Source organism: Micromonospora sp. NPDC049580, assembly GCF_040675595.1.
Classification (GTDB): domain Bacteria; phylum Actinomycetota; class Actinomycetes; order Mycobacteriales; family Micromonosporaceae; genus Micromonospora.
Window position 1 is genome coordinate 1 of the sequence record NZ_JBFAPG010000172.1, and the last position, 11,111, is coordinate 11,111.

An 11,111-nucleotide genomic window follows, 5' to 3' on the forward strand; every position below is an offset into this window, starting at 1 on the left:
GCCGCCGCGGCCGGCACCGCACGCCGGCCGCCGGCTTCGTCACTGACCTCGGGCATGTCGCCGCCTCGCTGGCGCTCGGTGACGCCCTGCCGTGGAATGGTGCCTCCGCTGTGCCCGCTCACGTCGTCGCCTCACTGGCGGGCGGCCCGTCCGGCCTGCCGTGCCGTCCGACCGTACCCGGATCGGGCTCGGCCCCCCCGTCCGCCGAGCCGTCCGGCCCCCCGCTCCGCTCGGCCACCCGGCCATCCTGCCAGGTGGCACCCCGCGGCACCGCCCGGTTTACCGGGGTGCGACCGGTTTCACGAGCTTGGCCGCGAGACGTTCGGGCTTCGGCCAGCGCACCTGCGACGCCGCGCCGACCTTCTCGAACAGCCAGATCACCCGGGCCGAGATGTCCACCTGACCACGCAGCACACCGTGCCGCGCGCTGGTCGGGTCCGCGTGGTGCAGGTTGTGCCAGCTCTCACCGAACGACAGGATCGCCAGCGGCCAGAAGTTCGACGCGCGGTCGCCCTGGCGCATCGCGAACGGGCGCTCGCCGTACACGTGGCAGACCGAGTTGATCGCCCAGGTGACGTGGTGCAGGAGGCCGATCCGGACCAGCCCGGCCCAGAAGAACGCGGTGAGCGCGCCCTGCCACGACCAGGTCACCAGGCCCCCGATCAGCGCCGGGCCGAGCAGTGAGACGGCCACCAGCGCGGGGAACAGTCGGTCCACCCGGCTGATGTCGCGGTCGGCGATCAGATCCGGTGCGAACCGCTCCCGGTTGGACAGCTCGCGGCGGAACAGCCAGCCCACGTGTGCGTGGAACAGACCCCGCGTCAGTGCCCAGAAACTGGTGCCGAAACGCCACGGCGAGTGCGGGTCACCCTCCAGGTCGGAGAAGGCGTGGTGCCGCCGGTGGTCGGCCACCCACTGGATGATCTCGCCCTGTACCGCCAGCGAACCCGCGACCGCCAGGGTCACCCGCAGCCAACGCTTGGCCTTGAACGAGCCGTGCGTGAAATAGCGGTGGAAGCCCACCGTGATGCCGAGCCCGGAAACCACGTACCAGACCAGGCCGATGATCACGTCGCTCCAGCCCAGCCAGCCGCCCCAGGCGATCGGCACGGCGACCAGCAGGGCCACGAAGGGGATCACGACGAAGGCCCACAGGGCGGCCAGGATCCCGTTGGACTGGCTGCCGTCGGTGAGCGGTTTCGGGCCTGGGCCGGCGGTGTTGGGTTCGAGCATGGTAGTGGACATGGCACCTCGCAGAGGGGACGGAAACGATCACGAACCTACGCCTACGTCACCGTAACTTACGGCTCGGTAGATCGCACGGGGAAGTTTGAAAAAGCTGTCGTACGTGCGTCCTAAAGCCCTGCTCAGGGCCCACCCTCCATTCGCTGTGGGGTGCCGCCCGAGCGGTTTCCCGCGCGGGGTGTCACCGCCGCCTCGGTCACGAGCCACGTGCGATGGTCGGCAAGGCCGAGGGGATCATGAAGGGCAGGAGTGCTGGCGTCGCGGCCGTCGGGCGTTAAGGTGTACCGGCAGGATGCTCGTCCTGAGGCGACGGTGTTCTTGACGTTGCAATCGGCCGTGGTGTAATTGGCAACACCCGGGTCTTTGGTACCCGTATTTCAGGTTCGAACCCTGGCGGCCGAGCTGTCCCGACAAGTCCGTTTTGGGTTCTGCTGGGGGTAAGAGGACGCGCTGCCGGGCCGCGTGGTTAGCATGGCCGCGAGAGTGTCCGCCGTCCCGACGGGAGCCACGTCGTGCCCCAGCCCCACCTTCGTACCGTCGTCGTGCTCGCCGCCGGTGAGGGCAAGCGGATGAAGTCGACACTGCCCAAGGTGTTGCACCCCCTGCTCGGCCGTACGCTGCTCGGCCACGTGCTGAGCGCGGCCGGGCCGCTGGCCGCCGACCGCACCGTCGTCGTGGTGGGCCACGGCGCCGACCAGGTCCAGGCCCACCTGACCGAGATCGCCCCCGACGCCACGCCCGTGCTCCAGGCCGAGCAGCTCGGCACCGGACATGCCGTGCGGATCGCGTTGGACGCCGTACCGGAGGGCGCCGGCACGGTCGTGGTGATCAACGGCGACGTGCCGCTGCTGCGCCCGGAGACGGTGGGCGCGTTGGTGACCGCGCACGAGGAGGCCGCCGCGGCGGCCACCGTGCTGGCGGCCGAGGTGCCCGATCCGACCGGGCTCGGGCGGATCGTCCGGGACGCCGACGGCCGGCTGGAGCAGATCGTCGAGGAGCGCGACGCCGACGCGACCCAGCGCGCGATCCGGGAGATCAATGCCGGCATCTACGCGTTCGACGCGGTGCGGCTGCGCGACGCGCTGGGCAAGCTCTCCACCGACAACGACCAGGGCGAGGAGTATCTGACCGACGTGTTCGGCCTGCTCCGGTCCGTCGGCGAGCCGGTCGCGGTGCACGTGGCCGTCGACCACGTCGAGACGCTGGGCTGCAACGACCGGGTGGAGTTGGCGTCGCTGCGGCGACTGCTGCGCGACCGGGTCAACGAGGCGTGGATGCGCACCGGGGTGAGCCTGCTCGACCCGGCGACCACCTGGATCGACGTGACGGTGGCGCTGGACCGCGACGCGGTCATCGACCAGAACACCCAGCTGCGCGGGGCCACGGTGGTCGGCGCGGGCGCGCTGGTCGGGCCGGACGTGACGCTGATCGACACGATCGTCGGCCCGGCGGCGTCGGTGGTGCGCAGCCACGCGGTGGGCGCCGAGGTGGGCGCGGGCGCCAGCGTGGGGCCGTACGCGTACCTGCGGCCGGAGGCCCGGCTGGGCGAGAAGGCGAAGGTCGGCACGTTCGTCGAGGTGAAGAAGTCCGAGATCGGGCCCGGCTCGAAGGTGCCGCACCTGACGTACGTGGGTGACGCGACGATCGGCGAGCAGACCAACATCGGCGCCGCGTCGGTCTTCGTCAACTACGACGGGGTCAACAAGCACCGCACGGTGATCGGCAGCCACGCCCGGACCGGGGCGGACAACATGTTCGTCGCGCCGGTCGAGGTGGGTGACGGCGCGTACACGGCGGCCGGCTCGGTGATCGTGGACGACGTGCCGCCGGGCGCGATGGGTGTCGCCCGCGCGCGCCAGCGCAACATCGAGGGCTGGGTGGTGAAGCGGCGGGCCGGTACGGCGGCGGCCGAGGCCGCGCAGCGCGCCGGCGACGCGGAGGGTGCGTCGGAGGTGGCCGGCACCGCAAGCGACAGTGAGGCAATGCACGGGCGGGCCGAGACGGTGGGCGGCGCGTCCGGCGCGGGAGATACTGCAACCGAATAGTCCCCGACCCACCACCACCGGGCCGGGTACCGCCGACAAACGGGAGCAGACGGGCCCATGGGCAGCATCGTCGCCGAAAACCGCAAGAGCCTGATGCTCTTCTCCGGACGGGGTTTCCCGGAACTGGCCAAGGAGATCGGCGAGGTGCTCGGTGTGGCACCGACGCCGGCCGACGCGTACGAGTTCGCCAACGGCGAGATTTTCGTACGGTTCAAGGACTCGGTGCGTGGTTCGGACGCCTTCGTGGTGCAGTCCGTGACGCACGGGGTGAACACCTGGGTCATGGAGACCCTGATCATGGTGGACGCGTTGAAGCGGGGGTCGGCGAAGCGGATCACCGTCGTGCTGCCGTTCTACCCGTACGCGCGCCAGGACAAGAAGCACCGGGGTCGGGAGCCGATCTCGGCCCGCCTGGTGGCGGACCTGCTGAAGACCGCCGGCGCGAACCGCATCCTCACCGTCGACCTGCACACCGCGCAGATCCAGGGCTTCTTCGACGGCCCGGTGGACCACCTCTTCGCGATGGACATCCTCGCCGAGTACGTGGAGCACAAGTACGCCGGCCGCCCGATGACCGTGGTGGCACCGGACTCCGGCCGGGTGCGGGTGGCCGAGCGGTGGACCGACCGGTTGGGTGGCTGCCCGCTGGCGTTCATCCACAAGACCCGTGACCCGATGAAGCCGAATCAGGTCGTGGCGAACCGGGTGGTCGGCGAGGTCGAGGGTCGGGTCTGCCTGATCGTCGACGACATGATCGACACCGGTGGCACCATCGCCAAGGCCGCGGACATCCTCAAGGAGTCGGGCGCGGCGGAGATCGTGGTCGCTTCCACCCACGCGCTCCTGTCGGACCCGGCGACCGAGCGGCTGAAGAACAGCTCGATCAGCGAGATCGTGGTGACCAACACGCTGCCGTTGCCGCCGGAGAAGCAGCTGGACAAGCTGACCGTGCTGTCGATCGCGCCGCTGCTGGCGCGGGCGATCCGGGAGGTCTTCGACGATGGCTCGGTGACCACTCTCTTCGGTGGCCTGAGCTGAAGATGGCCGAGTCGGCCGGCCGGAGCTGACAAACTGGTCGAAACGGGCTGGCACGCTGGCGGGGAACACCGTCGGCGGGCCAGCCTGGAGCCGTGACCGGGGACTGCCGGAAACCCGGGAAACAGCTCGGGTAGACTGGTGCGGTTGCCACGGCGAGGGTGCCCGGCGGGCCGCTGAAGAGCGCCGCACGGAGGCACCGTCATCGACGCGGTGCTCCGGGCAGTCGTTCATGACGCATGAGCCCCAGCGAGCCCCTCGCCCCAGCACCGCAAGACGACAAGCCGCCGCAGCGAAAAGCATCAGGAGTTTCCCCGTGTCCGAGGTAAAGATCAGCGCCGAGCCCCGCACCGAGTTCGGCAAGGGTGGTGCCCGTCGTACCCGCCGGGCCGGCAAGGTGCCCGCCGTGCTGTACGGCCACGGCGAGAAGCCCAAGCACATCGCGCTGCCGTCGCGGGAGTTCGCCGCCGCGATCCGCAAGGGCGGTGCCAACCAGCTCTTCGCGATCGACATCACCGACGGCACCCAGGTGCTGGCGCTGCCGAAGGCGATCCAGCGGGACCCGATCCGGGACACCTTCGAGCACGTCGACCTCATCCTGGTTCGCCGGGGCGAGCAGGTCACCGTCGACGTTCCGGTCCAGCTGACCGGCGAGGCCGCCCGCGACACCCTGATCGTGCACGACCACGACACCCTCTCGGTGACTGCGGACGCCACCAAGGTGCCGGACCACCTCGAGGCGTCGATCGAGGGCCTGGAGGCGGGCTCCTCGGTGACCGCCGGCGACGTCGAGCTGCCCAGCGGTGTCGAGCTGGCCGTCGACCCGACGCTGCCGGTCGCCGCGGTGACCGCCGCGCCGACCGCCGAGCAGCTCGAGGCGACGCTGCCCGAGGTCGAGGAGGCCACCGAGGAGGCCGAGGCCGAGACCGGCGAGGTCACCGAGGGCTCCGAGGGTGCGGACGCCGCCCCGGCCGCCGAGGGCGCGGAGAACACCGAGGCGCGTACCGAGGCCTGATCGGTTCGTATCGTGCGGCAGGCGTCCCCGAGTTTCGGGGGCGCCTGCCGGCGTATCGGGAGTCGGTGAAGACGGCGGGAGGGGCGGGTCGTGACGGACGAGGCGGGGCCGTGGCTGGTGGTCGGCCTGGGCAATCCGGGCCGGGAGTACGCCGGGAACCGGCACAACGTCGGGTTCATGGTGGTGGAGCTGCTGGCGGGGCGGTTGGGCGCGCGGTTCGGCCGGCACAAGCGGGCGGTGGCTGAGGTCGCGGAAGGGCGGCTGGGGTTCGGCGGTCCGAAGCTGGTGCTGGTGAAGCCACTGACGTACATGAACCTGTCCGGCGGGCCGGTCGCGGCGCTGTCGCAGTTCTACAAGGTGCCCCCGGCGCGGGTGATCGCGGTGCACGACGAGCTGGACATCGGCTTCGGCCAGGTGCGGATCAAGTGTGGCGGCGGCGAGGGCGGGCACAACGGCCTGCGTTCGATGTCCAAGTCGTTGGGCACCAAGGACTACGTCCGGGTGCGGTTCGGCGTGGGTCGGCCGCCGGGGCGGCAGGATCCGGCGGATTACGTGCTGTCGGATTTCGGCGCGGCGGAGCGTAAGGAACTCGATTTCCTGGTGGACCGGGCCGCCGATGTGGTGGAGTCGGTGATCGTCAAGGGCGTGGAGCCGACCCAGAACCTGTATCACGGCGGTTGAGCCGGGCGGGGCGTACCGGATCGGAAACGGTTGGCCGGTAGTCTGCGCCTTTCGGCGTGCCGTGACCGGCGACGCGGGTCGCGGCCGATCGGTGCGTGCGGGCACGGGCCGCGGCGAGGCGACGGGAGCGGGCAGATGGGCAGTCCTCCGATGATCGACGGGGCGTTCGCCCGGTGGTTGGCCTCCCGGGCCGGTCAGGCGCTGCTCGACCTGCGTGCGGAGTTGGGCTTCGCGGACACGGGCGCGCTGAAGTCAGCCGGGGACAAGGTGTCGCACGACCTGATCCGCACGGAGTTGGCGCGGTGGCGGCCGGGCGACGCGGTGCTCTCCGAGGAGGACGAGGGCTCGCGGTTGGCCTGGGCGGCCGAGGTGAACACCGGCGCGGTGTCCCGGCTGACCGCGGACCGCGTGTGGATCATCGATCCGTTGGACGGCACCCGGGAGTTCGCCGAGGAGGGCCGCTCGGACTGGGCCGTGCACGTCGCCCTCTGGACGCGGAGCGCGCCGAGCCCGCACGGGCTGGTCGCCGGAGCGGTGGGATTGCCGGCGCAGCACCGGGTGCTGGGCACCGACTACCCGCCCGCGTACCCGCCGATGACGGTGGAGGCGGCGACGGCCGGTGAGCGCAAGATCCGCCTGGCGGCGAGCCGGAGCCGACCGCCGGTGTTCCTCACCGACCTGGCCGAGGACGTCGGCGCGCACCTGGTGCCGATGGGTTCGGCCGGTGCGAAGATCGCCGCGGTGGTGACCGGCGAGGTGGACGCGTACATCCACGCGGGTGGGCAGTACGAGTGGGATTCGGCGGCCCCGGTGGCTGTGGCGACGGCCACCGGACTACACGCTTCCCGGATCGACGGTTCTGCGCTTCGATACAACGAGGCGGATCCGCGCCTGCCGGACCTGCTGGTCTGTCGCAAGGATCTCGCCAACCGGTTGCTTGCAGCGCTGCAGAGGCATTCCGGGTAGCCTGAGCGCACTTCTTGACATGTCCGACCGGAAAGGTCTGGAAATCGGATGAGCGAGCGAGTGTCATGACGTCCCCCGCGGCCTACCGGGTCTCCCACCTGGACGCCCTTGAGGCGGAGAGCATCTTCGTGATGCGCGAGGTTGTCGCCGAGATGGAACGCCCGGTGCTGCTCTTCTCCGGCGGCAAGGACTCGATCGTCATGCTGCGGTTGGCGCAGAAGGCGTTCGCTCCGGCCAACATTCCCTTTCCCGTCATGCACGTCGACACCGGGCACAACTTCCCCGAGGTGCTCGAATACCGCGACCAGCGGGTCGCCGAGCTGGGGTTGCACCTCGTGGTGGCGAGCGTGCCGGAGGCCCTGGCCAGCGGGTTGGTCCGCGAGTCCGGTGACGGGATGCGCAACCGGATCCAGACGCCGGTGCTCCTGGACGCGGTCGAGAAGCACCGCTTCGACGCGCTGTTCGGTGGCGCCCGCCGCGACGAGGAGAAGGCGCGGGCCAAGGAGCGGGTGTTCAGCTTCCGCGACGAGTTCGGCCAGTGGGATCCGAAGAATCAGCGCCCGGAGCTGTGGTCGCTCTACAACGGCCGGCACCACCCGGGCGAGTCGATCCGGGTCTTCCCGCTGTCCAACTGGACCGAGCTGGACGTGTGGCACTACATCGCCCGGGAGCGCATCCCGCTACCGTCGATCTACTACGCGCACGAGCGCGAGGTGATCGAGCGGGACGGAATGTTCTACGCGGTCAACGAGTTCTTCCGTCCCCGCGCGGGTGAGGAACGGTTCAAGGCGCAGGTGCGCTACCGCACCGTCGGCGACGCCTCCTGCACCGCGGCGGTCCGCTCGGACGCGGACACCGTGGAGAAGGTCATCGAGGAGGTGGCGGCCACGCGGATCACCGAGCGGGGCGCGACCCGTGGTGACGACCGGGTCAGCGAGGCCGCCATGGAGGACCGCAAGCGGGAGGGGTACTTCTGATGACCACCGAGATTGTGGCCCCGGCCGTTGCCGGCACCGAGGCCACCCCGGAGGCGCGGCCGATGGACCTGCTGCGGTTCGCCACCGCCGGCAGCGTGGACGACGGCAAGTCGACCCTGATCGGCCGGCTGCTCTACGACACCAAGTCGCTCTTCACCGACCAGCTGGCGGCGGTGGAGGCGGTCAGCGCGGCCCGTGGCGACGAGTACACCAACCTGGCGCTGCTCACCGACGGCCTGCGCGCCGAGCGGGAGCAGGGCATCACCATCGACGTGGCGTACCGGTACTTCGCCACGCCCCGACGCAAGTTCATCATCGCGGACACCCCCGGGCACATCCAGTACACCCGCAACATGGTCACCGGCGCCTCGACGGCCGACCTGGCGCTGATCCTGGTGGACGCGCGCAAGGGCCTGGTCGAGCAGTCCCGTCGGCACGCGTTCCTCTGCTCGCTGCTGCGGGTGCCGCACCTGGTTCTGTGTGTCAACAAGATGGACCTGGTCGACTGGTCGCAGGAGGTCTACGAGCGGATCGCCGACGAGTTCACCGCGTTCGCCGCGAAGCTCGACGTACCGGATCTGACCGTGGTGCCGATCTCGGCGCTGCGCGGCGACAACATCGTCACCCGGTCGGAGAACATGCCGTGGTACGAGGGCCCGTCGCTGCTGCACCACCTGGAGCGGGTGCACATCGCGAGCGACCGCAACCTGGTCGACGTCCGGTTCCCCGTGCAGTACGTGATCCGCCCCCAGTCCACGACGGTCACCGACTACCGGGGTTACGCCGGTCAGGTCGCCTCCGGTGTGCTGAAGCCGGGCGACGAGGTGATGGTGCTGCCGTCCGGCTTCACCAGCCGGATCGCCGCCGTGGAGACCGCCGACGGGCCGGTCGCGGAGGCGTTCCCGCCGATGTCGGTGACGGTACGGCTGGCCGACGAGATCGACATCTCCCGGGGCGACATGATCTGCCGGCCGAACAACGCGCCGGCGGTCGCCCAGGACATCGAGGCGATGGTCTGCTGGATGGACGAGACCAGCCCGCTGCGGGTCGGCGGCCGGTACGCGATCAAGCACACCACCCGGTCGGCACGGGCAATCGTGCGGGGGCTGCACTATCGGTTGGACATCAACTCGCTGCACCGCGACGAGTCGGCCGACGAGCTGCGACTCAACGAGATCGGCCGGGTGCGGCTGCGCACGACGGTGCCGCTCCTCGCCGACGAGTACCGCCGCAACCGCACCACCGGCGGCTTCGTCATCATCGATGAGGCCACCAACCGCACGGTAGGCGCCGCCATGATCGTCGAAGCCAACTAACCCACCCCCACCCACCCCACCCCGCCGCCTCGGCCGGTGATCAAGAGGTTTGCGTCAGTCCGAGCCCGGATTTTGGCGCAAACCTCTTGATCAACCTGGGTGACGGGGTGCGGGGGTGGGGTGGGGGTTGGGGGTGGGGTCAGTTCAGGCGGGTTGCGCCGGGGGCGGGGAGGACCGGGAGCGTGGTGGGGGCGGTGAAACCGCGTTCGGCGTACGCGGCCGTGACGGCTGCCGCCACCGCCTCGGCGCGATCGGTCTCCACCAGGGCGAGGACGCAGCCGCCGAACCCGCCGCCGGTCATCCGGGCACCCAGCGCGCCGGCCGACAGCGCCGCCTCGACTGCCGTGTCGATCTCCGGCACGGTGATCTCGAAGTCGTCGCGCATGGAGACGTGCGAGGCGGTGAGCAGCGGGCCGATGTCCCGGACCCGGCCGGCGCGCAGCAGCGCCACCGTGTCCAGCACACGCTGGTCCTCGGTGACCACGTGCCGGACGCGCCGTCGGGTCTCCTCGTCGTCGAGGCGGGCCAGTGCGCTGTCGAGCTGGTCGACGGCCACGTCGCGCAGCGCGGCGACGCCGAGCGCCTTGGCGGCCGCCTCACAGGAGCGGCGGCGGGCGGCGTACTCCCCGTCGGCGTGCCGGTGCGGTGCGCGGCTGTCGATGACCAGCACGGCCAGCCCGGCGGCGTCCAGGTCGAACGGGATGTGCTCGACGGACTCGTCGCGGCAGTCGAGGAAGAGCGCGTGCCCGGCGCGGCAGCGGATCACCGCGGACTGGTCCATAATGCCGGTCGGCGCGCCCACGTAGACGTTCTCCGCCCGCTGCGCCAGCCGCGGCCGCCGCTCGGGGGACAGGTCCAGCTCACCGAGGTCGAGCAGGGCGGCGAGCACGGACGACTCCAGCGCGGCCGACGAGGAGAGCCCGGAACCCAGCGGCACGTCGGAGGCGATCGCCAGCCGGGCGCCGGGCACCGCGTGGCCGGCGTCGCGCAGCGCCCAGACCACCCCGGCCACGTACGCGCCCCAGCCGGTCACCCGGCCAGGCTCGGCCACGTCGTCCGCGCCGAAGGTGATCGTCTCGTCGGAGAGCTCGGACCAGACCGTCCAGCGCTCGTCATCCTGCCGGTCGGCGGCGACCACGGTACGCAGTGGCAGCGCGAAGGGCAGCACGAACCCGTCGTTGTAGTCGGTGTGCTCGCCGATCAGGTTGACCCGGCCGGGCGCGGCCCAGAGGCCGGTGGCCTGGCCGCCGTACTGGTCGGTGAAGCCGGCGGCGGCCCGCTCGACAACGTCGCCGGTGGGGCTGGTCATGACTGCTCCAGGACGTGCGTCCGGTAGAAGGCCCAGGCGTCGCCGACCATGTCGTGCAGGGTGGGCTTCTGCGGCACCCAACCCAGCTCGTCACGGGCCAGCGCGGACGAGGCGACCAGCTCGGCGGGGTCGCCCTCGCGGCGCGGCGCCACCTCGACCGGCAGCGGGTGCCCGGTGACCTCGCGGACCACGTCGGCCACCTGCCGGTTGGTGAAGCCGTTGCCGTTGCCGAGGTTGTAGATGCGGTGCTGGCCCCCGGTGGCGGCGTCCAGCGCCAACAGGTGGGCGCGGGCCAGGTCGGCGACGTGGATGTAGTCGCGGACGCAGGTGCCGTCCGCCGTGGGGTAGTCGTCGCCGAAGAGCTGGAGCTTCTCCCGCCGGCCGGCGGCGACCTCCAGGGCGATCGGGATGAGGTGCGTCTCCGGGTCGTGCCGCTCGCCGAGCGCGACGTCGCCGGCGACTCGGCGGCCGAGAAGGGCCGTTACTACGGTGCGGCGGTACCCGCCTTCAAGCTGTCCGACA

10 protein-coding genes and 1 tRNA gene are annotated in these 11,111 nt (G+C 71.0%); 8 read left to right on the top strand and 3 right to left on the bottom strand.

Annotated features, from left to right (window positions below):
• Positions 1 to 279: 279 nt before the first annotated feature.
• Positions 280 to 1,245: an acyl-CoA desaturase gene (locus AB0J68_RS16200; protein WP_355068444.1), complete on the bottom strand. Its 966-nt coding sequence runs from the start codon at positions 1,243 to 1,245 to the stop codon at positions 280 to 282.
• A gap of 330 nt (positions 1,246 to 1,575) precedes the next feature.
• Between AB0J68_RS16200 and AB0J68_RS16205 the strand changes: the two genes are divergently transcribed.
• The 8 genes from AB0J68_RS16205 (at position 1,576) to AB0J68_RS16240 (ending at position 9,280) form a co-directional block, all read left to right on the top strand.
• Positions 1,576 to 1,647 (top strand) — tRNA-Gln (locus tag AB0J68_RS16205).
• Positions 1,648 to 1,757: 110 nt separating this feature from the next.
• Complete coding sequence (glmU, locus tag AB0J68_RS16210; protein WP_363939141.1) at positions 1,758 to 3,290, top strand: bifunctional UDP-N-acetylglucosamine diphosphorylase/glucosamine-1-phosphate N-acetyltransferase GlmU; 1,533 nt, start codon at positions 1,758 to 1,760, stop codon at positions 3,288 to 3,290.
• 57 nt (positions 3,291 to 3,347) lie between these two features.
• Complete coding sequence (locus AB0J68_RS16215) at positions 3,348 to 4,328, top strand: ribose-phosphate diphosphokinase (RefSeq protein ID WP_030329105.1); 981 nt, start codon at positions 3,348 to 3,350, stop codon at positions 4,326 to 4,328.
• 313 nt (positions 4,329 to 4,641) lie between these two features.
• Positions 4,642 to 5,340 (top strand): 50S ribosomal protein L25/general stress protein Ctc, encoded by a 699-nt coding sequence (locus tag AB0J68_RS16220; RefSeq protein WP_363939143.1) that lies wholly within the window; start codon positions 4,642 to 4,644, stop codon positions 5,338 to 5,340.
• 90 nt (positions 5,341 to 5,430) lie between these two features.
• A complete protein-coding gene (gene pth, locus AB0J68_RS16225) occupies positions 5,431 to 6,021 on the top strand; it encodes an aminoacyl-tRNA hydrolase (protein ID WP_354860515.1) in 591 nt (196 codons plus the stop codon).
• 135 nt (positions 6,022 to 6,156) lie between these two features.
• A complete protein-coding gene (locus AB0J68_RS16230; RefSeq protein ID WP_363939145.1) occupies positions 6,157 to 6,987 on the top strand; it encodes an inositol monophosphatase family protein in 831 nt (276 codons plus the stop codon).
• Between the two features lie 65 nt (positions 6,988 to 7,052).
• On the top strand, positions 7,053 to 7,964 hold the full coding sequence (gene cysD, locus AB0J68_RS16235) for a sulfate adenylyltransferase subunit CysD (RefSeq protein ID WP_354860512.1): 912 nt from the start codon (positions 7,053 to 7,055) through the stop codon (positions 7,962 to 7,964).
• Positions 7,964 to 9,280, top strand: a complete 1,317-nt coding sequence (locus AB0J68_RS16240) for a GTP-binding protein (protein ID WP_363939147.1) — start codon at positions 7,964 to 7,966, stop codon at positions 9,278 to 9,280. Before cysD ends, AB0J68_RS16240 begins: the two co-directional genes overlap by 1 nt.
• Before the next feature lie 139 nt (positions 9,281 to 9,419).
• Here the strand turns inward: AB0J68_RS16240 and galK are convergent, their stop codons facing one another.
• Entirely contained in the window at positions 9,420 to 10,589 is a 1,170-nt protein-coding gene (gene galK / locus AB0J68_RS16245; RefSeq protein ID WP_355132714.1) for a galactokinase, read from the bottom strand.
• Positions 10,586 to 11,111: NAD-dependent epimerase/dehydratase family protein (locus AB0J68_RS16250; protein WP_363939149.1), on the bottom strand; the 526-nt coding region annotated here is incomplete at its 5' end. The genes AB0J68_RS16250 and galK, both read right to left, overlap by 4 nt.

Coding starts and splice junctions, on each gene's coding strand:
- AB0J68_RS16200 (WP_355068444.1), bottom strand. CDS start 1,245: ATGTCCACTACCATGCTCGAACCCAACACCGCCGGCCCAGGCCCGAAA.
- AB0J68_RS16215 (WP_030329105.1), top strand. CDS start 3,348: ATGGGCAGCATCGTCGCCGAAAACCGCAAGAGCCTGATGCTCTTCTCC.
- AB0J68_RS16230 (WP_363939145.1), top strand. CDS start 6,157: ATGGGCAGTCCTCCGATGATCGACGGGGCGTTCGCCCGGTGGTTGGCC.
- cysD (WP_354860512.1), top strand. CDS start 7,053: ATGACGTCCCCCGCGGCCTACCGGGTCTCCCACCTGGACGCCCTTGAG.
- AB0J68_RS16240 (WP_363939147.1), top strand. CDS start 7,964: ATGACCACCGAGATTGTGGCCCCGGCCGTTGCCGGCACCGAGGCCACC.
- galK (WP_355132714.1), bottom strand. CDS start 10,589: ATGACCAGCCCCACCGGCGACGTTGTCGAGCGGGCCGCCGCCGGCTTC.